The sequence below is a fragment of the Paenibacillus aceris genome (assembly GCF_017874035.1).
GTDB lineage: Bacteria > Bacillota > Bacilli > Paenibacillales > NBRC-103111 > Paenibacillus_E > Paenibacillus_E aceris.
In genome coordinates, this window is record NZ_JAGGKV010000001.1 from 173,722 (window position 1) to 200,516 (window position 26,795).

The 26,795-nt window shown below is 48.1% G+C and carries 21 protein-coding genes; 2 read left to right on the forward strand and 19 right to left on the reverse strand.

Going from position 1 to position 26,795, the window contains the following annotated elements:
* Window positions 1-11: 11 nt before the first annotated feature.
* The 6 genes from icmF to J2Z65_RS00800 all read right to left on the reverse strand — a co-directional run bounded on the left by icmF (window position 12) and on the right by J2Z65_RS00800 (window position 9,203).
* Complete coding sequence (gene icmF / locus J2Z65_RS00775) at window positions 12-3,236, reverse strand: fused isobutyryl-CoA mutase/GTPase IcmF (protein WP_338111649.1); 3,225 nt, start codon at window positions 3,234-3,236, stop codon at window positions 12-14.
* A 70-nt stretch (window positions 3,237-3,306) separates the two neighbouring features.
* Entirely contained in the window at window positions 3,307-4,215 is a 909-nt protein-coding gene (prpB, locus tag J2Z65_RS00780; RefSeq protein ID WP_167056504.1) for a methylisocitrate lyase, read from the reverse strand.
* A 35-nt stretch (window positions 4,216-4,250) separates the two neighbouring features.
* Window positions 4,251-5,699, reverse strand: coding sequence for a bifunctional 2-methylcitrate dehydratase/aconitate hydratase (locus J2Z65_RS00785; RefSeq protein WP_420850785.1), 1,449 nt, complete (start codon window positions 5,697-5,699; stop codon window positions 4,251-4,253).
* Window positions 5,700-5,736: 37 nt separating this feature from the next.
* A complete protein-coding gene (mmgD, locus tag J2Z65_RS00790; RefSeq protein ID WP_167056498.1) occupies window positions 5,737-6,846 on the reverse strand; it encodes a citrate synthase in 1,110 nt (369 codons plus the stop codon).
* A 34-nt stretch (window positions 6,847-6,880) separates the two neighbouring features.
* Window positions 6,881-8,023: an acyl-CoA dehydrogenase gene (locus J2Z65_RS00795; protein WP_167056495.1), complete on the reverse strand. Its 1,143-nt coding sequence runs from the start codon at window positions 8,021-8,023 to the stop codon at window positions 6,881-6,883.
* A 208-nt stretch (window positions 8,024-8,231) separates the two neighbouring features.
* Window positions 8,232-9,203, reverse strand: a complete 972-nt coding sequence (locus J2Z65_RS00800; RefSeq protein WP_167056493.1) for a Gfo/Idh/MocA family protein — start codon at window positions 9,201-9,203, stop codon at window positions 8,232-8,234.
* A gap of 257 nt (window positions 9,204-9,460) precedes the next feature.
* Between J2Z65_RS00800 and J2Z65_RS00805 the strand changes: the two genes are divergently transcribed.
* Entirely contained in the window at window positions 9,461-9,865 is a 405-nt protein-coding gene (locus J2Z65_RS00805) for a CBS domain-containing protein (RefSeq protein ID WP_167056901.1), read from the forward strand.
* Between the two features lie 56 nt (window positions 9,866-9,921).
* On the opposite strand, the gene J2Z65_RS00810 is transcribed toward J2Z65_RS00805, so the two are convergent.
* The 4 genes from J2Z65_RS00810 to J2Z65_RS00825 form a co-directional block, all read right to left on the reverse strand.
* Window positions 9,922-11,166: an MFS transporter gene (locus J2Z65_RS00810; protein ID WP_167056490.1), complete on the reverse strand. Its 1,245-nt coding sequence runs from the start codon at window positions 11,164-11,166 to the stop codon at window positions 9,922-9,924.
* Between the two features lie 4 nt (window positions 11,167-11,170).
* The gene (locus J2Z65_RS00815; RefSeq protein WP_167056487.1) at window positions 11,171-11,785 is read right to left on the reverse strand and encodes a nitroreductase family protein; all 615 of its coding nucleotides are present in this window, start codon (window positions 11,783-11,785) and stop codon (window positions 11,171-11,173) included.
* A 211-nt stretch (window positions 11,786-11,996) separates the two neighbouring features.
* Window positions 11,997-12,833 carry a sugar phosphate isomerase/epimerase family protein gene (locus tag J2Z65_RS00820; RefSeq protein ID WP_209855644.1) on the reverse strand — a complete coding sequence of 279 codons (837 nt, stop codon included), beginning with the start codon at window positions 12,831-12,833 and terminating at the stop codon, window positions 11,997-11,999.
* Between the two features lie 121 nt (window positions 12,834-12,954).
* Window positions 12,955-14,460, reverse strand: coding sequence for a DUF4153 domain-containing protein (locus J2Z65_RS00825; RefSeq protein WP_167056484.1), 1,506 nt, complete (start codon window positions 14,458-14,460; stop codon window positions 12,955-12,957).
* Between the two features lie 139 nt (window positions 14,461-14,599).
* On the opposite strand from J2Z65_RS00825, the gene J2Z65_RS00830 reads away from it, so the two are divergent.
* The gene (locus tag J2Z65_RS00830) at window positions 14,600-16,387 is read left to right on the forward strand and encodes an ABC transporter substrate-binding protein (RefSeq protein ID WP_167056481.1); all 1,788 of its coding nucleotides are present in this window, start codon (window positions 14,600-14,602) and stop codon (window positions 16,385-16,387) included.
* Window positions 16,388-16,396: 9 nt separating this feature from the next.
* Here J2Z65_RS00830 and J2Z65_RS00835 read toward each other — a convergent pair whose 3' ends face one another.
* The 9 genes from J2Z65_RS00835 to J2Z65_RS00875 form a co-directional block, all read right to left on the reverse strand.
* Window positions 16,397-18,346 (reverse strand): helicase C-terminal domain-containing protein, encoded by a 1,950-nt coding sequence (locus J2Z65_RS00835; RefSeq protein WP_167056478.1) that lies wholly within the window; start codon window positions 18,344-18,346, stop codon window positions 16,397-16,399.
* Between the two features lie 148 nt (window positions 18,347-18,494).
* Window positions 18,495-19,373 carry a radical SAM/SPASM domain-containing protein gene (locus J2Z65_RS00840; protein WP_167056475.1) on the reverse strand — a complete coding sequence of 293 codons (879 nt, stop codon included), beginning with the start codon at window positions 19,371-19,373 and terminating at the stop codon, window positions 18,495-18,497.
* Window positions 19,374-19,456: 83 nt separating this feature from the next.
* Window positions 19,457-20,251, reverse strand: a complete 795-nt coding sequence (locus J2Z65_RS00845; protein ID WP_167056899.1) for a lipid II flippase Amj family protein — start codon at window positions 20,249-20,251, stop codon at window positions 19,457-19,459.
* A 2-nt stretch (window positions 20,252-20,253) separates the two neighbouring features.
* Window positions 20,254-20,676, reverse strand: a complete 423-nt coding sequence (locus tag J2Z65_RS00850; RefSeq protein ID WP_167056473.1) for an SRPBCC family protein — start codon at window positions 20,674-20,676, stop codon at window positions 20,254-20,256.
* A gap of 16 nt (window positions 20,677-20,692) precedes the next feature.
* Window positions 20,693-21,364 (reverse strand): HAD-IA family hydrolase, encoded by a 672-nt coding sequence (locus J2Z65_RS00855; protein ID WP_167056470.1) that lies wholly within the window; start codon window positions 21,362-21,364, stop codon window positions 20,693-20,695.
* Window positions 21,365-21,420: 56 nt separating this feature from the next.
* Window positions 21,421-21,936, reverse strand: a complete 516-nt coding sequence (locus tag J2Z65_RS00860) for a GNAT family N-acetyltransferase (RefSeq protein WP_167056466.1) — start codon at window positions 21,934-21,936, stop codon at window positions 21,421-21,423.
* 28 nt (window positions 21,937-21,964) lie between these two features.
* Entirely contained in the window at window positions 21,965-22,420 is a 456-nt protein-coding gene (locus J2Z65_RS00865; protein WP_167056463.1) for an NUDIX domain-containing protein, read from the reverse strand.
* A gap of 509 nt (window positions 22,421-22,929) precedes the next feature.
* Complete coding sequence (locus tag J2Z65_RS00870; RefSeq protein ID WP_167056458.1) at window positions 22,930-24,753, reverse strand: ABC transporter ATP-binding protein; 1,824 nt, start codon at window positions 24,751-24,753, stop codon at window positions 22,930-22,932.
* Window positions 24,750-26,513, reverse strand: a complete 1,764-nt coding sequence (locus J2Z65_RS00875) for an ABC transporter ATP-binding protein (RefSeq protein WP_209855645.1) — start codon at window positions 26,511-26,513, stop codon at window positions 24,750-24,752. The genes J2Z65_RS00870 and J2Z65_RS00875 overlap by 4 nt, the downstream gene beginning before the upstream one ends.
* Between the last annotated feature and the right edge of the window lie 282 nt (window positions 26,514-26,795).

Genomic DNA, 26,795 nt, shown 5'->3' on the forward strand with positions numbered 1-26,795 from the left:
CCTCTTCCCTTTTACATGTTTCTGCGATACTGCCCGCCGACCTGATACAGCGCGTGTGTAATTTGTCCTAGACTTGCAACTTTGACCGTTTCCATCAACTCAGCAAAAATGTTGCCGCCCGCGAGTGCTTCCGTTTGAAGCTTCGCTAAAGCTGCTGGCGCATCCGATTGATTACGTACAAGGAATTCCCGGAGATGACTAATTTGTTGGTCTTTTTCTGACGTCGAAGCACGTGCCAGCGGAATATTCATATCCCCCTCAGGCGGATGAGGATTCAGGAACGTATTGACACCAATGATCGGCAAGTCGCCTTGATGTTTTTTCATTTCGTACAGCATCGATTCATTCTGAATCTTACCCCTCTGATACTGCGATTCCATAGCACCGAGCACACCGCCCCGATCGCTAATGCGTTCAAGTTCTTGCAGTACCGCCTCCTCAACCAAGTCCGTCAATTCCTCGATAAGGAAAGAGCCTTGAAGCATGTTTTCATTTTTGACAAAACCAAGCTCCTTCGTAATGATTAACTGAATCGCCATCGCTCGGCGAACCGATTCTTCCGTAGGCGTCGTGACCGCCTCGTCATAAGAATTCGTGTGCAGCGAGTTGCAGTTGTCCAGCAGCGCCATCAGTGCTTGAAGTGTTGTTCGGATGTCATTGAAATCCATTTCCTGCGCATGCAGAGAACGTCCTGAGGTTTGAATATGATATTTCAGCTTTTGACTGCGTTCGTTTCCGCCATATTTACATTTCATTGCCACTGCCCAAATTCTGCGCGCTACACGCCCAATAACTGTATATTCAGGATCTAGTCCATTGCTGAAAAAGAAGGAAAGATTCGGGGCGAAATCGTCGATCGACATCCCTCGGGACAAATAATATTCCACATAAGTAAACCCGTTTGCCAGTGTAAAAGCGAGCTGCGAAATCGGGTTCGCCCCGGCTTCCGCGATATGATAACCCGATATGGAAACCGAATAGTAATTGCGCACCTCCTGGTCGATAAAATACTGCTGAATGTCACCCATCATCCGCAGCGCAAATTCCGTAGAAAAAATGCAGGTGTTCTGCCCCTGATCCTCCTTCAAAATATCGGCTTGCACCGTCCCCCTTACGGATTTCAATGTGTTCCTGCGAATTTCAGCTGCCTCGAGGCTTGTTGGTTCTCTTCCGCTTTTCTGTGCGAAGCGCTCCATTTGATCATCAATTGCCGTATTCATGTACATGGCCAAAATGATCGGAGCAGGGCCGTTAATTGTCATCGAAACGGACGTCATCGGATCGCACAGATCGAAGCCGGCATACAGCTTCTTCATATCGTCCAACGTGCAAATACTAACGCCGCTTTCGCCGATTTTCCCATAAATATCCTGCCGTTCATCGGGATCCTCGCCGTACAGAGTGACAGAGTCGAAGGCCGTGCTGAGACGTTTTGCTTGATCATTTTCGGACAAATAATGGAATCTCAGATTCGTGCGCTCCGGTGTCCCTTCGCCTGCGAACTGACGTTTGGGGTCCTCTGCCGTTCGTTTAAAAGGAAATACGCCTGCTGTATACGGAAATTCACCTGGCACATTTTCTCGGTACAGCCATCGTACAATGTCGCCGGCATCCTTGAATTTGGGCAAGCTGATCTTTGGGATATCCAGTCCTGACAAGCTTGTCGTTGTGAGCTCCGTAACGATTTCCTTATCCCGGATACGAGTGATCAACGTTTTGCCAGCGTATTGTTTTTGACGTTCGGGCCATTGCTCGATCATTCGCAGCGTATCTTTGTGCATCCGCTTCTCGTAGTTCATCTTTATAGCTTGAAGTTCAGCTAAGCTTCCATCCGAGGCCATCTCTTGCCTTAGGGCAGCGATGGCGCCATCAAGCCGGTAACAGTCACTCGCAAGCTCCGCTTCATGATCTGAAAAAGCATGATACGACCGCACCGTATGTGCAATTTCACCTAAATAACGCGTACGATCAACCGGAATGATAACGTGAGTTTTCGTTTGAGCTGCGGACGAAATACAATTCACCGGCCATTGCAGCGCACATTTGCTATTCACTGTATGGATAAGCGCCGTGAATAGCGTATCAACGCCGATATCGTTAAATTGACTGGCCATCGTGCCATAGACCGGCATCGTTTCGTAAGGCTCATCGAATTTGCCGTGATTTCGCTGCACTTGCTTCTTCACATCCCGAAGAGCATCCTCCGAGCCTCTCCGGTCGAATTTATTAATTGCCACCAAATCCGCGTAATCGAGCATATCAATCTTCTCTAATTGCGAAGGGGCGCCAAATTCGCTTGTCATGACATAGAGGGACACATCGGCAAGTTTCGTAATCTGGTGATCTCCCTGACCAATCCCGCTCGTTTCAACGAGCACCAAGTCAAAACCGGCCTCCTGCAGGACTCGAATGGCAGGGCCTAGCGCAGCGGATAGCTCATTGCCCGACTCCCGTGTTGCCATGCTGCGCATATACACCCGCTCAGAATGGACAGCATTCATACGAATTCGATCCCCAAGCAGAGCTCCCCCGCTTCGCTGTTTGGTCGGATCGACCGATAGAATCGCGATCGTTTTATTCGGGTATTGCCGAAGGAATCGCTGTACGATTTCGTCCGTTAAGGAGCTTTTGCCAGCGCCTCCCGTACCTGTAATCCCGACAACCGGACAGGCGGACATCTTAGCCTGTAAGTTATTTTTGGAGTCGTGCTGAGTTTCACATGCTAATTCAGCCGCTGTGATGCGCCGGGCAAGCGACCTGTGATCCTTTCCAGCTTCGGCAACCGCACCTCCCTGTTTGACATCCGTAATTGTACAGAAATCACATTCCTTCATCATGAAGGTAATCATGCCTTGAAGTCCCATTTCCCTGCCATCGTCTGGCGAAAAAAGGCGCGTAACGCCATAATCATGAAGCCGCTTGATCTCGGAAGGCAGGATAACGCCGCCTCCACCTCCAAAAACTTTGATGCCCGAGGCACCTTTTTCCCGCAGTAAATCAATCATATACATGAAAAATTCAACATGCCCGCCTTGGTAGGAAGATACGGCAATGCCCTGTACATCCTCCTGAATGGCTGCTTGCACAATTTCCTGTACCGACCGGTTATGTCCAAGATGGATGACTTCCGCTCCGCTTGCTTGAAGAATTCGCCGCATAATCGTAATGGACACATCATGGCCGTCGAATAAAGCGGAGGCGGTGACAAATCTTATTTTATGCTTGCCAGATGACACCGCAGCACCTCCTTTCCTCGGATGACTGGTGTGCACAAAGACCCCACCGACATTAGAATATCAGTGAGGCCTAATCCCTTTCAGGCAAAACGGTTTTAGCGATTTTTTCATCCAAATTTTCATACTCATAATAACGAATTGTTTCGTACAACTCACTGCGGGTTTGCATCTTGCCTATAGATTCCTTCTGCGATCCTGTTTGCTGAATCTCCTCAAACACTTTCTCTATCGCCTTGGCCGCTACACGCAGCGAAGTCACCGGATAAATTACCATGCGAAATCCCCAGCTTTCAAACTGCTGCGCCGAATAATACGGTGTTTTGCCAAATTCCGTCATATTCGCCAGCAGCGGACAACTTACTTCTTGGCTGAATCTTTCGAATTCCTCCTCCTTCTCGAGCGCTTCCGGGAAAATAGCATCCGCTCCGGCAGCGAGATATTGCTTCGCCCGGTGGATTGCTGCGTCCATTCCCTCCACACTTTTAGCATCGGTACGTGCAATCAGGTATAACGTTGGGGCAACGGATTTGATCGTCTGAATTTTTTGCATCATTTCTTCCACGGAAACAAGCTTCTTCCCGTTCAAGTGTCCGCATTTCTTCGGCATTTCCTGGTCTTCAATCTGAACTGCCGCAACTTTGGCTTCTACCATCTCCTTCGCGGTTCGTGCCGCATTCAGTACACCTCCGAAACCGGTGTCGATGTCCACCAACAGCGGCAGACGCGCTGCGCGAACCAGTTCACGGGCACGCTCCGCCACTTCGTTCGAGTATATGAGCCCTAAATCCGGTAACCCTCTGCTAGCAGTATACGCTGCACCAGAGAGATAAATGGCTTGAAATTGTGCTTGCTTGGCAATAAGCGCCGACATCCCGTCATGCGTTCCGGGAATTTTGACAATCGGACCCGCCTCGGCAAGTTGACGAAAACAGGCCGCTAGCTGCCTCTGATCCGGTTCTTCTTCAATCAGCCACGCCATAGAAACCTCCTGCTGCCAGCTATCATAACCGGTGGTCAAATAACGAAAAGCGCAATGAACTCGTGACATGGCGTCTGGATGAAGCGCTCATAATCAAGAGTAAGATTCAGAATGTCAGATGCTTTTTTTCGAGGGAAGCGGGTTAACAAGTTGTTCTCAAATTTCTCTATCACCTTGGGGAGTCCTTCCACTCGCCTTCTGCGGTGACCGATCGGATATTCACAGACGATTTTCTCCGTTGAGACGCCATCCTGAAAATGGATTTGGACGGCGTTGGCGATCGAACGTTTGTTCGTATCCAAATAATCTTTACTGTACTGCTCATCCTCGACAACGACCATCTTCTCCCTTAATGCATCGATCCGCGAATCTTTCGCGATGTATTCTTCATAATGCTCCGCCGTCAGTGTCCCAAACAGCAATCCGATGGCAACCATATACTGCAAGCAATGATCCCGATCAGCCGGATTGTGCAATGGTCCTTTTTTATCGATAATTCGGATCGCGGATTGATGGGTTGTAAGAGTGATCGACTTAATTTCGGCAATCCGGTCCCGTATCAACGGATGCAGCTCCATTGCACATTCCACGGCAGTCTGCGCATGAAATTCAGCGGGGAATGAGATTTTAAATAAAATATGTTCCATGACATAGGAACCGAGTGCCCTCCCTAACGTTAACTCCTTTCCTCGGAACAAAACATCTTGGAAGCCCCATGTTTTGGCCGAAAGCGCTGTGGCATAGCCCATCTCGCCACCCACAGCCATTAAGGCCAGGCGTACCGCGCGGCTTGTTGCATCACCGGCAGCCCAAGACTTGCGGGAGCCTGTGTTCGGAGCATGCCTGTAAGTCCTAAGGCTGGCCCCATCAATCCATGCATTGGATAAAGCGCTGCATACCTCCTCTTTGCTTCCGCCTAACATAGCCGTCGCCACGGCCGTTGATGCGATTTTAACAAGATGTACATGATCAAGTCCTACGCGGTTTAAGCTGTTCTCTAGTGCCAGCACGCCTTGAATCTCATGCGCCTTAATGGACATCGCAAGAATATCTTTCACATAGAGCGGCGTTTTGCCCTCTGCCACTCTACTGCGGCTGATATAATCGGAAAGCGCCAGAATACATCCCAAATTATCGGAAGGATGCCCCCATTCGGCTGCTAGCCACGTATCGTTATAATCGAGCCAGCGGATCATACACCCGATATTGAAAGCGGCATGCACAGGGTCTAACTCATAGCGAGTACCCGGCACCCGGGCACCGCCAGGCAAAGACGCCCCGGGTACAATCGGGCCTAGATGCTTGGCGCACTCCGGAAATCGCAGAGCGAGCAAGCCGGTGCCAAGGGAATCCAGCAAAACATGCTGCGCGATGAGGAAAGCTTCCTCACTTTCAATATTGGCGTTTAACGTATAATCGGCAATCTCTTCTATTAAAGGGTCAAAGGTCATCTCCTTACTTGGCAAGTTCTCAATTCCGCTCATGCCCATTTCGTCCTTTCTGCCAATTACTTTCCAGCACTTAAGGATGCAAATTGCGCGGTCCCGTGTAATGCACGCGAGGCCGGAAAAGTCGATTATTCGCGTGCTGTTCCATCACATGGCTGCTGACGCCAATCGTGCGGGCAGCAAGAAATACCGGCGTGAACAGATCAATCGGGATGCCCAGCAAGTAATAAACGGGAGCCGCATAATAATCCAGGTTCGGGTGCAAACTTTTTTCCCGCTTCATGACCTCTTCACCGGCCACGCACATTGCGTAGAGCTCCGGCTGATTCTTCTCTAAGGCAAGCGCGGCGAGCGCGTCTTTCATCAACAATGCGCGCGGATCGGCTTTTTTCATATAAACCCGATGACCAAAGCCCATAATGCGCTCCTTTTGTGCGAGCTTGCTCAGCATCAAAGTTTCAAGGCCCGCTTCCGAGCCTGCCGCAAGCAGCATCTCCATAACTGCCTCATTGGCACCGCCGTGCAGCGTTCCTTTTAAGGAGGCTACTGCTCCGGTGAGAGCGCCGTACAAATCAGACTGCGTAGAGGCGATGACCCGTGCCGCGAATGTCGAATTCGGCATTTCATGCTCACTGTAGACGATCAGGGATTGATCAAAAATATCCTCTTCCATCTTCGTAGGCACCCGACCTGTGATCATATACAAAAAATTAGCTGTATACGAGAGGTCTTCGCGCGGATTAACGAACACACGTTTGGTTTTGGCTTGATACCCATTAGCTACGATTTGCGGTACTTTTGCCAATAATCGAATCGCTTTTCGCGTGTTCGCCTCCTTCGAGCGATCTTCAAGCTCTTCATCGTAGCTGGCTAAGGCTGAAATCCCCGTTCGCAAAACATCCATTAGATCGGCTTGCTCCGGCAAAAGACGAAGTATCGAACAAATGTTCCGTGGTAACCCATATTCGGATTTAATTCTCTCTTCAAGCGTATTTCGTTCATCTTCAGTAGGCAGCGTTCCTTCAATCAAGAGCCCTGCAACATCCAGATATGTGGCATTTTGCGCAAGTTCGATGAGGTCATACCCGCGAACAACGATTTCTTCCTTTTCAACGTCTAGATAGGAAATCGCCGTCTCGCTAGCAATTACATTTTCAAGTCCAGGGTGATAGCTGTTACTCATCTCATCGCTCTCCCTTCCTCCATTCCTACCGCTACTAGTCGGCAAGCAGCATGCGGGATATCACAATGCGCTGAATTTCATTCGTCCCTTCATAGATTTGTGTCACTTTGGCATCGCGCATATAACGTTCAACGGGATAATCCTTCGTGTAGCCGTAGCCTCCGAAAATTTGTACAGCTTCTAAACTGACGCCAACTGCGGTATCACTGGCAAAAAGCTTCGCTATAGCGGCCTCCTTCCCATACGGCAAGCCTTGGCTTTCCTTCCATGCTGCCTGATAGGTCAGCAGTCTGGCCGCTTCAATCTTCGTCGCCATGTCGGCAAGCTTGAAGGCAATTGCCTGCTGCTCACCGATTGGCTTTCCAAATTGCTTGCGCTGTTTGGCATAAGCAACGGATGCATCCAAAGCCGCTTGAGCGATACCAAGCGCCTGCGCTGCAATGCCGATTCGCCCGCCGTCTAGGCTTTTCATGGCAATTCGGAAACCTTCTCCCTCCTCTCCCAGCAGATTTTCCGCAGGCACGCGGCAGTTCTCAAATCGCAATTCGAGCGTCGGGGAAGAGCGAATGCCAAGCTTTTTCTCTTTGCGCCCGAAAATAAAACCGGATGCCCCTTTCTCAACGATGAACGCACTGCAGCCGCGCTTCTTGTTTTGAGCATCTGTCATCGCAAACACAATATAAACGTCCGCTTCCCCTCCATTCGTGACAAACAGCTTGGAGCCGTTTAATACATAACTGTCTCCGTCTTTGAATGCCGTTGTTTTCATCGCTCCAGCATCAGAGCCAGAACCGCTTTCCGTCAAGCTGTAAGCACCCAGCTTCTTGCCTTGGGCTAATGGATGCAAAAACTTAAGCTTCTGCGCTTCCGTTCCATACTTATACATCGCCCAACTAACCAAAGACGTATGGACGGAGAGCATAACGCCAGTCGAAGCACATGCCTTCGAAAGCTCTTCCACAACGATCGCATACGTCACAAAATCAGAACCAATCCCCCCATACGCGTCAGGCCACGGAATTCCCGTCAGACCGAGCTCTCCCATTTTATCGAACAACGCACGATCAAATCGCTCTTCTTCATCCCGCTCAGCAGCTGTAGGCTCTATTTCATTTTTCGCAAAATCCCGCACCATAGCACGAATCATAATCTGTTCATCCGTAAAGGACAGTTCCATATGACCGCCTCCTTCGACATGATGGCTATTCCTGCATGTTTTGGCCGAGGATAAGTACGATGGTTTGCTCCGTAATGGGACAAGTTGTAAACGCTTCCGACAACATGTTTTATATATACACGCTACGCTAAAGGCTTATACCTGACAGGCTTTGAAATTATGCCCCAATGAAAAAAACACCGCTCTTCAGCGATGTTTGTTCTTATCATTAACCTATTTTAACGGGCAACCCGCTCTTGGACGACTCCAAAGCCGCGAGTGTAATTTGCAGCGTGACTGCCGCGTCAGCGTAATCCGTCAAAATGCGTGACCGATCCCCGGTTTTAATCGCATGCAAGAAAGCATCGGTTTCCAGCTCATATGGATTCAATAGGTTCTTATACTCCGTTTTTTGGGATCCTTCGTGATTGATGAGAAACCGGTTTTGTTGAATTTCCAAAACGCCCTGATCTGTAAACAATTCCAATCCAGACCGGTGGCCGAATGGAAGCATACACGTATTCGTGATCGAGGCGATCGCACCGCCCGCTAACTTGAGAGTTACCGCGCCGACATCCGCGACCTCGGCACCGTCATGCTTCGTATGGATGTGGCGCTGCGCATAAGCTGCATACACTTCTTCCACCTCGCCGACCAAGTAACGAACCAAATCTACAATGTGCGTCGTTTGTTCAACGAATTGACCACCGGAGCCATTTTGTTTGCGCCACCAATGAACCCCCGGCATATCTCCCAACCAACTGCCCACCGCCATTCCCACCTTGCGGGTTGCCAGCAGCTCTTTGGCCCTTTGCACCGTATCCGTATATCGGATATGATAACCAACAGAAGTAATCAAATCCTTGCTTGCGACTTTCGCTTGAATCCGGTTCACCACAGCCATATCGAGACCGATCGGTTTTTCCACCAGAAACGGAATATGCCGATCGATGATGGCACCTTCAATTTCACCGTGTGCCAGAGGCGGAACACTGATATATACAGCATCTGGTTTACAAGTGTCCAGCATCTGCTCGATGCTGTCAAAAGCTTGTGCACCTGCAAATTGCTGCGCAATCTTCTCCGCCTTTGGCAGTGAAGAACCAAGAAAAGCAACAACTTGCGCATCCTCCCTAGCAGCAAGCAAGCTTGCATGCTTTTCTGCGAACCAGCCCGTGCCGGCAATTGCAATTTTCAACATGTTGATTGACTCCCCTCAGTGGTTCAAATTAGCATAGATTCCCATGAGACAAGTATATACCCTGAAGCTTATCTTTTCTTCCATTATTTTTTTGTGATAAAATTTGTTGTGAAAGTGTTAGTAATCACAAAGATTTGGGTATATGATAATGAAGTCTCTGTGGTTTATGGAAAGATCTTTCAAAGCCATTTAGATGAAAGTATGGTTTAATGGATGTATTACGTTTTGAAAAAATCCGTGAAAGGTAATAAATGACTATGAAAACTGCCGCATTTCTTTTTCCGAAAGACAAAGTTGCCTTTATCCGATCATCCTCTTCCATGAAAGAAGCGATGGAACAATTAGAGCAACACTATTATACAGCACTTCCCATCGTTGATGACGCAGGAAAATATGTAGGAACCCTATCCGAAGGCGATCTGTTATGGACGCTCAAAAATACACCGGGTGTAAGTTTCGATAATATGGATGAGATTCCGGTTAGCGCCATTAAAAAGCATATTCGCAATGAATGTGTATCTATAGATGCCTTTATGGAGGATATGCTGGCCAAAGCAGCTGATCAAAATTTTGTTCCTGTCGTCGATGATAAGCAAATTTTTCTGGGCATTATTCGCCGAAAAGATATTATAGCCTACTATATGCATAACATTACGGACTAAAAAGAAAAGGAACAGAGGCAGCGCCTCGGTTCCTTTTTCTTTTGCACTTTTAGAAATCACTTGGCACCCATTTCGGCTATTGTTGCCCTTTCAAGCTTGGCAGCTTGCTTATGGATACGGCTAATGCGAAAGGATTGCCAGAATGAGACAGCATAAACCAGCATAGCCGCAGAAAACCAACCTTGAATTCCGAAACGCGCCATGATAACACCGCCTAATAACGGCCCTAGCAAACACCCAAGAAACATCCAAGCATTAACCATCGCAAACGTCTGGCCTTCCAGCCCGTGGCGAATCAATTTTCTTACCTGTGTTTGAATGTTCGGCATCATACAGGCTACACACAAGCCCAGTAGAAAACGGCAGCCGAGAATAACCGGATACAGCTGAGTAACAGCTTGCACGAGGCATAGGAAGAACGCCGTCGATGTTGCTAGTTTGAACAGCACTAAAGGACCCATACGGTCCGAAAGCCTGCCGAGAAAAGGCGAAAATATAATTACAGAGAATGAGGTCGCTGATAAAGCAATCCCTAAAAGCCATTGTTCGTTTAAAAAAGTAAACACATGAGTCGACTGCTGCACATAGTAAGGCATGATGGGATTCGTCCCTACAAATGCAAAATTCACACATAATGCACTGATCAGCAGAGATGGCAGTGGTTTAGTATGCCAGATTTGTTTCCAGTCAGCTAACAGCGTCCGCTTTTCCATAATGTCTGCGGCGGCTTTCCGCGGCTTATCTTTGACGAACAGCCATACGCAAACTGTCGCGAGTAAAATAAACACACTCATGGCGGGATAAGCGCTTCTTACGGATAGAAACGAAAGCAAAGATGAAGCAATCAGCGGTCCGATCAACGATCCCGTCTCCCCCATCATTTGCATGGTGCCGGCGGACGCACCGATTTTTTCTTCTGGCGAGCCAATCATGACGAGCACCATCGTGAATGGAAGTATGCCAGTAAAGCAACCTTGCAATAGGCGGAGCAAAGCTAACTGCCATGGCTCTGTGGCTAGCGGCATGCACGCTGTGATGATCGCCATCCCAAAACCGGACCAAAGCATAACCGGCTTGCGCCCGTACCGGTCTCCGATACGGCCCAGAAAAGGGATCGCGATCATCATCGCAGTAAAATTGGCGGAAAATATGACGCCTGACCATATGTACAGCGAATCACCGTTAACATGACCGATATTACGCAAAAAACCGGGAAGCAGCGGGATAAACATTCCATGAGCTGTTGTTACAAGCAGTTGAACGGTTAATAATGCGGCAAACTGCCTTTTCCACCGCTCCATTCAACTAGAAAGAGCCTTCAATGATACTGTCGTTGAGCGCGCGGCGGCTATTCGGCAGCTCGCGCTCTTGCAGATCACTTGGCAAACTTTCAAGAGAACCTCGATAACCAAGCGCGATAACAGCATGCAGCTCATACTCATCCGGAACGCCAAGTTCCTTACGGGCGATGTCTTTGTCATATCCGCCTACAGCACGTGTCGCAAGGCCAAGCAAATGCGCTTGAAAAGCGATTGAAGCCCAAGCAGCACCCGCGTCGAACGCGTGGGCGCCATTCGGTGCTCCGTCTTGACGGAGCTTGTGGGAAAGAATAAGTACGAGAATTGGAGCATGATCCGTCCATAAGCGGTTATTCGGCTTAATAAACGATTGAAATTTCTGCTTCTGCGGTTCAGATTTGGCAACAATAAATCGCCAAGGCTGCAAATTGCTGGAGGACGGCGCCCAACGAGCAGCTTCAAGTACAGTAAGTAACGTTTCGTCTGAAACTTCTCTTGGCTCAAAGGCACGGGAGGACCAACGGTTCAGAAAAAGCGAATGAACCGGATAATCCGCTTTTCGGTTCTCTTCTACTTCCGGTAATCGTGCTGTTTGCGCTGCAGTTGTTGTCATGTTCATCATTTCCTTTCCTCTTGTACATAATTGGATAAAAAAAAGAGACACGTTTCTCTGGGAAGAGAAAGTGTCTCCGTTCGAACGGTAGTCCTTGTGTTCTACAGTATCATTGATTACTAACTGCGTCAACGTTATTTTAATATATTCCAATAAGCATTGTCGGATATGACCTAACCTGTTTTTGATTAACAAACGGGTATAACTTCTCTCCATCATTTCAACGTGAAGTGAAATACGGAGCAGCAAGCTTCCGCACACGCTCAATTCCTTCCCACATGTCGCCGGGACCGTCATAAACAAGGGTGAACGGGCCTTCATAACCCGCTTGCTTGGCAATCTCCATGCAGCGAATGAACTCTTCCTCATCCGGTATTCCGTCCGCATTTGTTTGCGCTTTGGCATGAATGGATTCGCTGAAAGGAATCGTTTTCTCTAGCGCGTCGTATTTGTCGCTGCCTTTAAAGTTGCCATAATCCGAAGTAAACCCAAGTTCATCTCCGCAAGACTTCAGCAGCGCAAGACAATTGTCCGCTACAGAGGTCAGCGAGTGGAAATTTTCCGTAACTACTCGAACCCCCCGAGAGGCACCATAGCGCCCTAACTCCCGCAATGCCTCAGCAGAGCGTGCTAACGCTTGTTCATCCGAAGGATCGGCATCGCCAGCAATCACACGAACCCTCTCCGCTCCGGCAAGTGCGGCGACATCGATCCACGCTTTGATCCATGCGATGTCTAAAGTTCTGCGCTCTGTGTCACTGTTTGAAATATCCCCATACTCGAGAAGCAGCGTATAGAAGCGGAGTCCGGCATCCGTAAACGATTGTTTCAATGAGTGCAAATAATCCGGGCTTGTCTCCGGGAAATGAAAATGACAAACCTCCAACGATGTAAACCCTTTCGCGGCAAGCACTTCAGGCAGCTCGATCAGCGAAATATGTTCCGGTTGATCCTGTGCAACTGTTATTTGCGTGCGAGTTGCTTCATCCCAGCGTGTCCAACGCAATGGACCGAGAAGTCGATGCAAGCTCCAGCTCGTCAGCGATAAAAATGGCATACCTTCAACCCTTTCTTCATTCAGTTTGGTTGTATTTTACCAATCCGTTTCGGTTAACACCATATGCCATCTCGCAGCATCATCTCTTATCCTGCTGTTTTGTCTTGCACGAATGGTTTTTCTACCTGTTCGCCCGATAACTGGACAAATTCCAGGATGGCCACGTGTTGTCTTTTTGCTCACCAAGAATACGATCTATGATTAACTGGACGGAACTTAGTTCTGGATGCTTCGCTTGCAGTTCCTTTAACGCAGGAATAACATCGGTTGAGAGTTGACCTAAATAATCTAGATCGATAATACCTGTTTTTTCGTAGCGTTCCATGTTATTTATCGCAATCCGGTGGTCGATATTCATGTAATTCATCACCAAATAGGCAAGTATAGCCGTTGTTATGTAAGCTCTGGACATCGACATCTTTTCCATCCAAATCCGAAAAAATGCAAGGATGAATAAGATGCCCAGGAAAATCATGAAGCCATGCACGAGCAGTCTGGTTTGCGTGAAGCCATACGCTTCTTCGTACAACGACAGCCTTCCATAAGCAGATATGAGCATTACAAGTGTGCAGGCGACTAACATCGTGAGCAATGTTCTGCGAATGGACTCACTGAAACGACCGCTTCGACGAATCCAATGCAAGCCCGGAAACAAAAGCGTCACATTGATTAAAGCGACAGCAACTAGCTCTGCAAAACCCCTGCGAGCATATTCCGCATAGGCCACACCTTCTGGCAATAAGCCTTCTGCTGCTCCGAATAAATAGGAAAATTGGATAATCGCGAACATTACATACACAACATTCACACAAACAAGCAGCGTTCCCGCAGTAATCGGATCTAGCCGTGTCTTGTTGCGGGCCACTTCAGCAACTTCATCTTTTGGCTGATCAAAAGGGTGTGCGGCTTCGACGACTTTCGGAAACAACAACCCCCACATGTAGCAGAAGCTGTATATCGTAACGGAGACTGCAAGAATGATACGCACGCCCCCGTCCCCCATGGACACGCCGCTGAACCAGCCGGGAATTTCTGTTAACCAAGATAAAAAAATTCGGTCGGCTGAAGCTAATAAACCGATCACAATGAACAGGATAGGCGCTGCTAGCAAGAGTCCTGCCAAGACCTTACCGACTCTCCCCCAAGTCGACTCTTTTCCGCTTTCACGGCTAGGCAACCATGCTCTGATCATGCCGAAAGGTACGGGGAGATGAGCAATAGGCCTGCTGATGACATGCCTTGCCATATCCTGCAGGAAAGTAGCATGATACCAGGCATGCTTGCTGTTCCTCGATAAGACGATTGTTTGCATCACGATGCAGATCGGTAAAGCTAGCACATTTAGCATATGAAACAAGTTGTTCGCAAACAAGGCATAGGTCAAAGACAGTAATGCAACTGGCACCATCAGCAGCCAACCGGCTGTGCTCTGCCCTTTCCAAGGCTCAAACCCGCCTAATCTTCCTTTTATCGAATAAAAGTATAACCCATAGAAGCCACCCACGCTTAGTACAACCGAAATGCCCGCCGGCCGGCCAACAAATAAATATTGCACCAACAAACCGAATAAACAAGCATACGTCAGCATGAAGCTATATTTTTTTTGCCATGGAGCTGGGTCTCTCATTGAATTTCTCTCCTTTGATAAGCCATTTGCAACAGCTGCAAGGAATTGATATTTCCTTCCTTTTATTGTAACCTCTAAAACAAGAACAAAAAGTGTAAGTTTAATTTTGATAATTTCATATTTTAGTCGGAGGCTTTAGGTGAAAATTCGCAAGCATTATTTGACACTTCGAAACGCTTTTCCTCATGTCCACGAAGAGTCTCCACTTGAGACGACGCTCGAGGAGCTCGCGGCACATTTGGACTGTACGCACCGGAATATGGTACTTCTTCTAAAGCGGATGCAGCACGAGGAGTGGCTCACTTGGCAGCCCAAAAAAGGCCGCGGCAATCGCTCGACCCTCCTGTTTCTCATGCGCAAAGAGCATATGCTTTTGGAAGAAGCAAAGGAATTTGTGGCGAAGCAAGATTTAAGATCAGCTTTGGAGCTGCTGCAAGCACCGGAGCATCCCGCACAACTGCGAGAGCAATTTCAAGAATGGCTGTCGGGTCAATTCGGATTTCGTTCCGAGCTGCAAGGCCAGCGAAGAACCGATGTCCTGCGCTTTCCTCTGACACAAACCATCCATTCGTTAGACCCTGCGGCTATCCATTATGCCGGGGAATCGCATTTAGTTAACCAGCTTTTTGACGGTCTCGTGAGGATGGATTCAAAAGGCGAACACACCATTCCTCATTTGGCACATGCATGGGATGTGGATGAGTCGCGAACGGTATGGACTTTTTATCTCCGCAAAGGAGTTCGCTTTCATCATGGCCGTGAAATGCTTGCAGACGATGTTAAGTATTCGCTGCAGCGTCTCCAGCGATTAGCTCCTCGAGGGTTGTACAGCTGGGCTTATGCGGGAATCCAAAGTATCCATTGCCTCGATGAAACAACGGTTGTCATCCAACTGTCAGAGCGCAATGAATTGTTTTTGGGCTTTTTGAGCACGAATCGAGCCGTCATTGTTCCGGAAGATGCGTGTGAAGCGTGCGGAGGATGGATGGGCACTGCGCCTGTCGGAACAGGCCCTTTTCGGTTAGCCGGGCACGAGCATGGGATCTGGAATTTGGAAGCATTTCCAGCTTATTTTCAAGGCAGGGGGTTCTTGGATCGCGTTGAAGTGTGGACGCTGCCAGCGAACGAACAAATTCATGTATCCGACCATCAGCAGCCTTTTCAAGTCATGCACAATGTACGAATTTCGGATATGGAGGCCGAGCGCTGGCAGCAGGTTCGACAATCGGGGATGACAACCAAATTCATGACCGTGAATGAAATAAAAGAAGGCTCGTTAAGGAACCCGCAAATGCGAGAAGCCCTTTCCGCAGCCTTGGATCAAGCCTATTTGCTAGAACAGCTATCCGGCGATGTAATTGAAAGGGCCAACTCCTTCTTCCCGCTGTCAGCATCCGACGTGAAGCCGCCTGCTTCCTTCCCGGATCAAACCGCTTTACAACAGCTTATCCAATCTGCCGGATACCATGGGGAACCTTTGATACTCGCAACAATCCCGCAGTATGAACAAGATGCGCTGCTGCTTCAGAGCATGTATGCCTTATCCGGCATTGCACTTGAAATCATGCTCATCCCTGCGGAACAATTCAAAGGTGAGCTGCGGATGTCGGCAGATCTCGTTCTGTTCGCCATCATGATTGATGAGCACCGCGAACTACGGCTTTACGATATGTACAAAAGCATGCAGCAGCATGCGTCACCCGAAGTGCAGCGGCTGCTCGAAGACAGCTTGCAGCATTTGCGACATGAAATCGACCCTCATCGCAGAAAAACGCTGCTCGAGCAGTTAGAATCACAGCTCAAGCAGCGCTATAGCTTGCATTTTCTATATCGGAAGCATCTCAAAACCGCCTATCACCCGTCGATCCGCGGCATATCGTTCGATTCTCTCGGATGGGTACAATTTCGCGACATTTGGTTCACATAAACCTACAAATTACAGAGTATCCTTTAGCGTTACTCCCGAAGGCAGCACAGCGGCAATATGCTCTCTAAGCCCCTCATTAGTATGCATCTCCTCGCTAAAGATAGCGATGATCCCGCTATCTTCCCGCGTGCGGATTAAGCGGCCAATCCCTTGTCTAAGCCTTAACAGCATGTAAGGAATATCCACTTCCTCATAAGGATTAGCGGCCGCTTGCCGTTTTGCCATAAACACAGGATCTTGCGGAGGGAACGGCAGCGCCCAAACAATAACGTTCGACAATGACGGACCCGGTACGTCAAGTCCTTCCCAGAGGCTTACAGCTGCAAGCACACTATGTTCATCTCCCTGGAAAGATGCGATGAGATGGCTGATTTCTTGATCTCCTTCAAATAAAAACCGCAGCTGCGCACAATCCGTCCGCTGCTGAATCTCCCGCTTAAACTGCCGAAGTTCCTCATGCGTCGGGAACAGAATCAGAGCGCGGCCTTCCGTTCGTTGCAGCAGTTTAATGGCCGTTTCCAGCTTCTCTTGGAAATTCCCGTTCATAGACCATTTCGGGGCGACCACTTCCATCCGCTCTGCATAGTCATAAGGCGAGTCCACAGAGAACGACAAATACTTGTCCAGCCCCAGGCTGTCAGCCACATAATCAAAGGTTCCCTCGACCGATAAAGTAGCTGAGGAGAAAACGATTGGCATTTTCGCGGAGAATACTTGCTCTCTGAGCACTTCCTTCACCGTTCTTGGCATAATCACCAGACTAAGACCCGTTATACTTTCCGTCGCCCAACAGATGAAGGCTTGATCGTGGCGGAACAATGCCAGCGCCTTCTGCATCATTTCCAAATGCTCTTCTACAATCTTGAGCTGGTAGTCATTCAAAGTGAACATTTCACTCTCAAAGACAAGCTCCTCTTCAATTTGTGATAAGATATCACACAACCGGTGGATTTCACGGAGCAGCCGATCATTCATCACAATTTGCTTGCGGTCCGAGCCCACGATCGGTTGGCAGCAGCCTTCGAGCACTTCAAACATCAATTCGCTTTGCTCGATTGCCTGATCGATACAGACAGCTAACGTCTCGCGCACTTCCCCTTTTAACAAACGTACCACTAATTCTTCAAAAACGGTATGCTTCAGCTTGTAGGTTAACGCTTTTTGTGCAGCTGACTCCATTAAATGTCCTTCGTCAAAAACAACCGCACAGTGCTCAGGCAGCAGTGGAAGCTGGCCTTCCCGTTTGCGACCTTCATATGTCCACACATGCTCCATGTAAAAATCGTGCGAGCAGATGATGAGATCCGCTGATTTCCGGTAGGATTCCCGGGACAGCGTTTGTCCGCAGCGGTGCCGTTTATCGCAGACAAAACAATCCTGATACGCATCCCAGCTTACGCGATACCACTGCTCATCATTCAGGTTTGGATAGTCTTTACGATCTCCATAGGCATAAAAGGATTGCAAAGCTTCTCTCGTATGCACGAAGCCAGGAAGACCAGCGTACAAATCGCGGTATAGGCCGATATCCTCGTGCCCGAATCGGGCTTCATCCAGCTTCTGAAGACAGACATACTGGTCCGGGGATTTGGCGAGCCGCGCATCAATCACGAGATCCAAGTGACGCATCAATTTATCAATATCGCCACCGGGCTTGACCAATTGCTCGATCAACGATTCATCTGCACATGCGATAATGGCCGGTTTCTTCGTCAAACGCGAATAACAAATCGCATACAGCAAATAGACAAGCGTCTTTCCGGTTCCAACGCCAGCTTCCGCAAAAATCGTTTGTTTCTCTGCAAAAGCCCGCTCCAACTGAAACGCCATGTAGATCTGCTCATCGCGTACCTCAAAGCCTGCTTCCGGTAAAACTTCATAAAATAAATCAGCAATCCAGTCAGAAACCTGCTGCATGAATGGCTGTGAGTGATCATAATCAAATGGATACCGTCCCACGTTTCGAGCCCCCAACAATAAGAATCAAAATTAAACTTCTATTATCTCATTAACCGGATGTAAAAGCAAAAACAGATAATAAAAAGCTTCGTTCACCCCGCTGAGTCAGCAGAAATGAAGAAGCCTTCCATCCTTCAATATCTTACTTTTACATGCTAAAACGTTCCCGGTATCCGCATTTGCGGCACAGTTCTTCAACAACTTCCCTTCTGGAGAAGCCTTCAAACAAACGGTTCGCCCGTTCCCCCTCGACAATTTCAGAGAATGGCGTTTGGTTAATATTCCCCAAATTAATGATGCCTTCGCCATCGAGACAACAAGGAATTACCGTTCCGTCCACCAGAATTCCTGCTTGATTCCGCAAGGCGTGACAGAAGCCGGGACCTTCAATTTCCTGAGCTTTCAAATCCGGCCATTGAAACTCATGATCCTGATTCAGATAGACGCGCTCCGCCAGCTTCACGCCGCTTCCACGCACAAACTCCTCATCGATTTTGTAGTCAAGCTCGAATTCTTTCTCCAGCATAGTCAATACTTCGCGGTTTCTCTGCCGTTCTTGATTCGTTTGATTGTCCATTGTAAGGTTCCATAGCCGGAAAGAGATAATAACATTAGACTTTGCTACGATTTCCTTGGCGAACCTTAAAATACTCATCACATAGCCCTCTTTGTCCTCAGAGCCTTCGTGACCGTCAAAACTGTGCAGGGAGAAATTCATTTGCCGAAGCGCCGGCTTGTCCAAAAGCTTATGTCGATTTTTGTTAATCAACGTCCCGTTGGTTGTAATATTGACCTTAAAGCCTTTTTCATGGCTCAAATCGAGGAGCTCGTCAATCTTCGGATGCAGCAAAGGCTCTCCTTTGACATGCAAATAGATATGGTCCGTATGGGGCTTGATTTGATCAAGGATATTCGTAAACGTATCTATTTTAATAAAATTGGCTTGCCTCTTCGTTTGCGGACAAAAGGTACAGGCCAGGTTGCACACGCTTGTAATTTCAATATAAAACTTTTTAAACTTCTTCATGCCATGGCTCCGTTTCTAGCTGCGCTACTATGATAATAGCTATTATAACAAGCTACTCACATGAAAGAAAGGAATTGAAAGATTTAGAAAATCCATTTGACGATCCAGCCGATAAAATGCGCCGAAGGGATTAGAAAAACCTGCGCCAACAAGGTACCCAGAAAACGCGAGGTCATGAGCAGCGCATAAATTTTCCCCAGCTGCCTGCGCTGCGATTCGTCCTGAAGCGCTTTGTCGGTAATAAGACCAAGCTGCGGATCTATGAAAATGGTGAGCAAAATAGTAGCGATACCGTTGATAAGTCCGGATGCCTGCGATGCCGTGGTCGCATACTTAGGGAGCAAATGAGCCGCGTAAAGAGATGACAGTACTCCTACAGAGTAAAAAGCTGTTACCAAAATATTGATAACTAAAAAACGTTTGGAAACCCCTAAATAGCGAAATTGACTCAGCTTGAACTTCGGTTTTTTCAAGTATTTTTTGGTGTTTTTCAGCTGCGACACCGTTACGCTCGATATGAGTTTCGGAATGGAACCTGCCACTTCCAAGCGGGCGATGACACGTACACTTAGATTGATAAAAGAAGGAAATAAGGCAATGGCGATCAGCGTTCCGATGGACGATGCGAATAAACAAATCCGGAAATATCTTTCTAGATCAAAAGTCGGCTCGACTTTGGCAAAATCCACGAATTTAGCCGTCATTGGCGCTTGAATTAAATTGGCTGTGCGCGAAACAAGCACGACGATGCCTACAAGCGAAAGTGCCACAGCCAGCTTGTTCACCTGCACACCGGCAAAGCGAATGGAGTAGGATAATGTTTCAGCGGTGTGAATAATCATCGTCAAGAAAAACACCAGAATGAGTGTATTCGTCATCGTCATTTTTGTGCAAGCTCCAGCAGCCCGTTAATGACGGCTTCCCAGCGCGCCTTCATCTCTTCTCTGCGCGGCATAGTGTCCAGCTTCTCTTGGTGAAAGCTGATCGTCGTTTTGCCGGGAGATGCGGCAGGCAGCAGACGAATTTGCAGGGTTGATGCTTCTGGCCAACCAGCGGGCTGCCAGGTGAGACGGAGCTGCTCGTCTGGTTTCACCACACGAAGAACTCCGGTAATCCCTTCCTTCGTGCAAAATGCCTCCCCTTTTTCGAAAGTGAAGTCAGCAATCTCCCCTAACCACAGTTTACGGCCTTTCTGCGAAGTCAACAGCTCCCATGCCTTCCCTTGGCTTAAGCTCACCGTCCTTCTTACACCGATCTGAAAACCGACTGAAGCGGTCAGTCCTACGATTTTCTCGGAATTCATAAGCTCTCCTCCTTTGCTAGTCCAATCCAATTTCAAGCTGCTCCAAATAATGCTTAAGCTCCATTAAATCTTGAATCGTATAATCTCTCTCAAAATCACCTTCAAAATGGGCGTCTACCTTCCAAATCCCCTTCATGCCCACTCTCCGGCTGGCCAAAACATCATTTTCCGGATGATCCCCGACATAAGCAGCTTCATTGGGCTGAACACCTAAGTTATTTAAGGCTCTTAGAAAAATCTCAGGATCAGGCTTTCTCAGACCCTCAATTTCTGAAACTAACATTGTATCAAAATAGGGAGAGATTCCTAATGCCTCAATATTTTTCAGTTGAAATGCTCCCATCCCGTTAGTTATGAGTCCAAGCCGCATACCGCCCTGTTTCAAATGCGTCAAAATCTCATGCAGATTTGGAAATCCTATACAATGCAGGTTGAAATTCTGCACATAATCTTCTAATAAGTCTTCCCATGCCAGAGCTGTCTCGTATTCTCGGGTGAGTTGTTGATACACCCTGTCTTTCCATACATAACCTCTCTGATCCAATGCAATAAACCTGTTCACATACGTGATTTTATCAATACTTTGAAGCTCAGCCATGCGTTGATGTTGATTTTCCACAAAAACTTTCAAGGATGCCTGCCGATCGAGCAGTGTTCCATCCAAATCAAAAATAATTGCTTTTAACACGGGAGCAATCTCTCCTTTTTGACAGAACTTTAACAGGCAGCCTTATGAATTAGGATTCAGCTAAAAAAAGAATCGGGATATTGAAGCTCGCCTTTCATATTCTGCAATTGCCCTTTTACGACCTCGCAGACCATAAATACTTCATCCGGTACTTGGAATTGTTTCAGTTCATAACCATACGATCTTGCGGGCTTGAACCCAAACTTGGGGTAATAGGTCGGGTGGCCAATCAGGAAAACAGCACCGTATCCGATGTCTTTGGTTCTGCGTATTCCTTCTAGGATTAATTGAGAGCCTACGCCTTGTTTTTGATAGTCAGGATTCACAGCAATTGGGGCTAGGACAATGACCTCATGTTCTTTTGCGGCGTCTACAACTTTGGCTTTACTTAATAAAATGTGCCCAACCAGCTTGTGATCGATTTCAGCCACAATGGACAGTTTCGGTATGAAACCTTCCGAAGATCGGATGCGCTCGACTAATTGGGCTTCATCCTCTCTATTTCCAAAAGCCGCCACATTCAGGTGATGCACAGCTTCATCATCTTTTATTTCTTCCGTTCTGATTCTCATAAAACGTCCCTTTCATTTTTCTTCAAAATTAATGGAATGTACTCTCCAAATAAGGCCCAGGCACCTGATTCAAATAATTCGCGATGACAGTTCTCACTGGATAAGGTTGAAGGTTATGTGTTTCCATCTCATTTAGCGGTATCCAAAAGAATTCCAGGTGCTTTTCCTTCGATTCAGGATTTTGTAGATGGTTTATGGCAGGAATATCGGCAATAAATAAGTGGTTCATCTCCTGATGATACACCTCTTCCTGATCAAATTCTGCCTCAACAGCACCAAGGTATACCTTCACTTCGCTTTCTAAACCGAGCTCTTCTTTGATTTCTCTTGCCAGAGATGTACGTATCCCTTCTCGAAACTCAATGTGCCCGCCTGGAAGGAACGTGTTATCCATTCCTATGCAATGAGCAACTAAGATACAGTCTCCGGACAAAATAATGCCTCTTGCCAGGACATGATATTTATGCTCTTTGTTTGATGGCATATCTAATATTCCTCCTCACACTACTTCCCACCACTAAAATCAAGTATTCGTTTATCTACCAGTAATTCCCTCTAAATGTACAAAAATATCCGAAAATGAGATACGTATAGTGACAGCTCCTCTTTTGGTACGGGCTAAAAACGTCAAAAAAGCCTTCTCAAGCCCAACAGTGGTGTAAAAGCGTGCTGAGACAGCCGAAATGGCTTTCTCACCGAAAATTCTGCATGCCAGAGGCCGAATCTTGATACGAGACGACCGAAAAAGCTTTCTCAGCAGCAGGATGAGGTGTAGCGTCGCCCTGAGGCATCCAAAATGGACGTCTCACTTAAAATCTCCGTACTTCGCCAGCAGTTCATCGCCGCCGACTCTCCGTAACGCTGTTTTTCAGCGTTAACTTTGGCGAGATGGACGTTCTGGCGGCGAAAGCGTTCTAGAACATTCTTAACTCCAGTGAAGATGCATGCTTAAACAACAAAAAAGAGGAAGCCTAATGGCTCCCTCTTCGACAATTACTCCGACTGCCGCTCATCGCCGTACCAAAGTTCACGGAACGTCGCGCTTTGCTGCAGCAGCTCCTCTGACGTACCCTCGGCTTCGATGCGACCATCCTTCATCACAATGATGTGATCCGCCCGGGTCAGCGCCGTTTTGCGGTGCGAGACGACCAAGCAGGTCGCATCGCTTCGACGCTGGAACATCCGCTCCCAGAGCTTCTGTTCCGTCTCCACGTCGAGCGCGCTCGACAGGTCGTCAAAAACGTATAGCTCGGCGTCGCGCACGAGCATGCGCGCTGCCGCCGTCCGCTGCGCCTGGCCGCCGGAGAGTTTCACCCCGCGCGGGCCAATGACGGTGTCCAGCCCGCCGGGCAGCTGCGCGACGTCGTACTCCAGCACCGCCGCGTGCAGCGCCTGCTGCAAGCTATCGCTTTGCTCCGCTTGCCCGAGCAAAATATTGTTGCGCAGCGTATCGCTGTACAACCGCGGCACCTGCGCGGTGTAAGCGCTCCGCGGCGGAGTAAAGAACGTGCCCGGATCTTCGACGGGCACTCCGTTCCACGCGATCGTTCCCTCCTCTTTGGGCAGCAGCCCAAGGAGTGAGCGAACAAGCGTGGTCTTTCCAGAACCGATCGTTCCCGTTACGACGGTGAACGATCCTCTCTGCAAGCTGAAGTGAATGTTGGAGATGCCTCTGCCCGAATCCGCATAGGCATAGCTCAGCCCATTCACATCAAGCCGCCGCAGCGCAGCCTCACTGCCTATCGTTGCACGCTCGGTCTGCTCTGCACCACTCTTTTGCGCCACACTCTCATTTTGCTCGCCAACACTTCGTTTAGAAGCTTTCTGCGTCAAGTGCAGCGAATTAACCATTGTTAAAACCTTGGCCGAAGCTCCCTGCAACAGGAATGTTAACCGCTCCAACGATACGCTCATTTGCTTAAAATACGTAATAAATTTACCGACATTCGTAATAAATTGCGTGACAAAAGTCAAATAGTAGACGAAAAGCGCGAAGTCCCCGACGGTAAACGCGCCGGCTCTCATTTTCGTACCTGCCAGCAATAGAATGAGTCCGGTTCCCAAGTTGACGGAGTTGGAAAATACCGAATCAAGCAGTTCCGTCATTAAACGATCCTTCAGCATCGCTTTCCTGCGGTCATCGCCAAAACTGCGGAATCGATCAATTACGCGTTTCTCCGCTCCAGCCACTTGGATGGCCTGCACATTGCCGAACATTTCGCTGATTTCCCCCGTTACTCTGGAGGTTGCTTCTCTGCTTGCAGCGCGATACTTTTGTAAACGAACCGTCGCTAGCTGTGCAGCCGTAATGACAAGCACAATCGGCAGAAAAACGAGCAGCGTCATCTGAGCATCAATGCGAATCAAAATAAACCCGGATACGATTGCAAAACAAGTCAAGCCAAACACATCGACAGACCAGCTTGCCGCCTCTTCGGATTGATCCACATCATCGCGGAAATGGCTGATGGCTTCCCCAGGCGAGACCGGAATGGCTTGTGCTCCAGGTTGTTTTAGGACATGCTCAAGCAAGTTTCTTCGCAGCAGCATCCCCATTCGGAACCGGAAATGAACATCCGTAATAAATCCGATGATGATGAGGCAAATTCTCCCTAATGCGGCAGCGATGAGCAGTGCGATTAATCCCCACACCCCATAGCCCAGGCTGGAATTCCCCGTCAAGGAATCAAAAAACTGTTTCGTAATTAAACCAGGCAAGATCGGTGCCAAATAAATAACCGTCCATGCAAGTGCATTAACAAAATAACGCAAAGGACGGTACATAATAAGCCGCCACAAATATTGGAACGTACTCATACCAATACCTCCTCAAGTCCAGTAGCAAGTAATTGGCTGAATCTAGAATTTGGATCTGCGGCCAGCTGTTCTCTTCTCCCTGTTTCCATCACATGTCCGTTATCCAAAATAAGGATGTGATCCGCCCGCTGCACCGTAGCTAACCGGTGTGCAATCATGATGCAGGATCGATCCGTCAGCAGCTTGGAGACCGCTTTCTCAATCCGCTGCTCGGTCAGCGGGTCAAGCCGCGAAGAGGCTTCATCCATAATGACGAGATCGGGTTTTGTTAAAAACACCCTAGCGAACGCTAGCAATTGAGCTTCGCCTGCCGACAAGCTGCCTCCTCCGGAAGCCAGCACCGTATCCAAACCTTCCGGCATTGACTCATACCAAGAGCCAAGTCCAAGCTCAGTTATAACATCTACGATTTCTGTATCCGTGATCGCATCATCGTAGAAGGTCAAGTTATCGCGAATGGTTCCCTGCATTATCTCAATATTTTGTGTCACCAGTGCTACACGTTTGCGAAGCTCCGCAAGCTTGCAGCTGCGGATATCTGTTCCTCCGAGCGCGATCGTCCCGCTTTGCGGATCATAGAACCGCAGCAAAAGCCTCGCCATCGTAGATTTTCCGCTACCAGTTCGGCCAAGTAAACCTAGGACCTCTCCTGGCTTCAAGCTTAGCTCTACGCCATTAAGCGTAGGTTGATCCCCATCGTAACTAAACGTCACATCGCGGAATTCAACGCTAAGCGGCCCTTTCGGCAGCGTCGCGCCAGGCCCATCCTTAATCTGGGATTGTGTGGCGAAAAGTTCGCGAATACGCGAAATACTAGCGTCTGCTTTCTGCAAATCTTCCATCTGCGTACGAATTTTCTCAATCGGCTTTGCCAGCAATTCCGTGTAAAAGAAAATTAAATACACCGTACCGAGCGAAATGTTCTGGCTATACCACAGATATGCACTGATTCCAAATGCTAGGGCATTGCCCAGCGCAAAAACGAAAATCGACATATTCCACATCGCGCAAAAGCCAAGAAACGCTTTAACCCGGAGCGGCAGCATTTTTCTAAGCATGGTATAGAAGCGATTCATGACGAAACCTACCGCACCATTGGCGCGAATATCTTCCGTTCCTTCCAAATGCTCTCCGATAAAACCGTAAAACTCTGCATTCGCCTGCCGCCAGCCCGCCCAGACAGGGACAGCGAACTTACGGATCCATTGGATCATAAAAACGGCAAAAACAACGAAAAAAGCCATCCCTACGCCAATGATCCAATTCTCCCGGAATAATAGAACAATAATGCCTGCCATTAGCAGCAGATTACCGAATAGATGAATAATCATACTGGAGAAGAAATTGGCCAGAGCATTCACATCGCCATCAACACGCTCAATGAGTGAGCCCGACGTGTGCGATTTATGAAAGGACATATCGAGCGACAAGCAGTGCGCCGCCAAATCAACGCGCAGCTTATTCGTCGTTTTCCAACCGACATTCTCACTGTAATAAGTGGCAATGACTGAGACAAGCTGCTGTACTAGCGAGAACCCAATGAATAAGATCGCTGCTGTGATCAACGGCTGCATTGCGCTCCCGGCTTGCGCCTGATCGATAAAATAGCGAATAATCTGCGGATTAATCAGCTGCAAACCAATAGAAGCGAATAAGAGCAGCGCTAATAAAGCGAGTGTGCCTTTCTGAGGAAACAAATACCGGCTTAACAGCTCCGCATACTGTCCCATCGTGTTATTTTTCTTTTGTTTTGCTTTCATTATGTAGGGTCCTCCAGCGATTATTAATGACATTAATCATTCATATCGTTAAGTATTGTCCTCCTCTGCCAATCGTACATTCAATCATACTAAATTGAGCTACAACCGACAACGCACGTTTTCATACTAAACAACAACCAAAAAAAAACCGCAATCTCTCGCGGCCCTTTCCTTTTTATGTTCATTAACATCCACTTCAGCCGAGCTCACCTTGTGCTGTTAACAAAATTTCTCCACAAGTTCATGGACACATTGTATAATAAATAAAAATTACCATATCGA

What these genes read in the sequence shown, in the direction of transcription:
- J2Z65_RS00810 (WP_167056490.1), bottom strand. Translation starts at nt 11,166, where the DNA reads ATGGAGCGGTGGAAAAGGCAGTTTGCCGCATTATTAACCGTTCAACTG.
- J2Z65_RS00800 (WP_167056493.1), bottom strand. Translation starts at nt 9,203, where the DNA reads ATGTTGAAAATTGCAATTGCCGGCACGGGCTGGTTCGCAGAAAAGCAT.
- prpB (WP_167056504.1), bottom strand. Translation starts at nt 4,215, where the DNA reads ATGGCGTGGCTGATTGAAGAAGAACCGGATCAGAGGCAGCTAGCGGCC.
- J2Z65_RS00785 (WP_420850785.1), bottom strand. Translation starts at nt 5,699, where the DNA reads ATGAGCGGAATTGAGAACTTGCCAAGTAAGGAGATGACCTTTGACCCT.
- J2Z65_RS00815 (WP_167056487.1), bottom strand. Translation starts at nt 11,785, where the DNA reads ATGATGAACATGACAACAACTGCAGCGCAAACAGCACGATTACCGGAA.
- mmgD (WP_167056498.1), bottom strand. Translation starts at nt 6,846, where the DNA reads ATGAGTAACAGCTATCACCCTGGACTTGAAAATGTAATTGCTAGCGAG.
- J2Z65_RS00850 (WP_167056473.1), bottom strand. Translation starts at nt 20,676, where the DNA reads ATGAATTCCGAGAAAATCGTAGGACTGACCGCTTCAGTCGGTTTTCAG.
- J2Z65_RS00860 (WP_167056466.1), bottom strand. Translation starts at nt 21,936, where the DNA reads ATGAGAATCAGAACGGAAGAAATAAAAGATGATGAAGCTGTGCATCAC.
- J2Z65_RS00805 (WP_167056901.1), top strand. Translation starts at nt 9,461, where the DNA reads ATGAAAACTGCCGCATTTCTTTTTCCGAAAGACAAAGTTGCCTTTATC.
- J2Z65_RS00870 (WP_167056458.1), bottom strand. Translation starts at nt 24,753, where the DNA reads ATGAGTACGTTCCAATATTTGTGGCGGCTTATTATGTACCGTCCTTTG.
- J2Z65_RS00825 (WP_167056484.1), bottom strand. Translation starts at nt 14,460, where the DNA reads ATGAGAGACCCAGCTCCATGGCAAAAAAAATATAGCTTCATGCTGACG.
- J2Z65_RS00865 (WP_167056463.1), bottom strand. Translation starts at nt 22,420, where the DNA reads ATGCCATCAAACAAAGAGCATAAATATCATGTCCTGGCAAGAGGCATT.
- J2Z65_RS00845 (WP_167056899.1), bottom strand. Translation starts at nt 20,251, where the DNA reads ATGACGAATACACTCATTCTGGTGTTTTTCTTGACGATGATTATTCAC.
- J2Z65_RS00795 (WP_167056495.1), bottom strand. Translation starts at nt 8,023, where the DNA reads ATGGAACTGTCCTTTACGGATGAACAGATTATGATTCGTGCTATGGTG.
- J2Z65_RS00840 (WP_167056475.1), bottom strand. Translation starts at nt 19,373, where the DNA reads ATGAAGAAGTTTAAAAAGTTTTATATTGAAATTACAAGCGTGTGCAAC.
- J2Z65_RS00875 (WP_209855645.1), bottom strand. Translation starts at nt 26,513, where the DNA reads ATGAAAGCAAAACAAAAGAAAAATAACACGATGGGACAGTATGCGGAG.
- J2Z65_RS00820 (WP_209855644.1), bottom strand. Translation starts at nt 12,833, where the DNA reads ATGCCATTTTTATCGCTGACGAGCTGGAGCTTGCATCGACTTCTCGGT.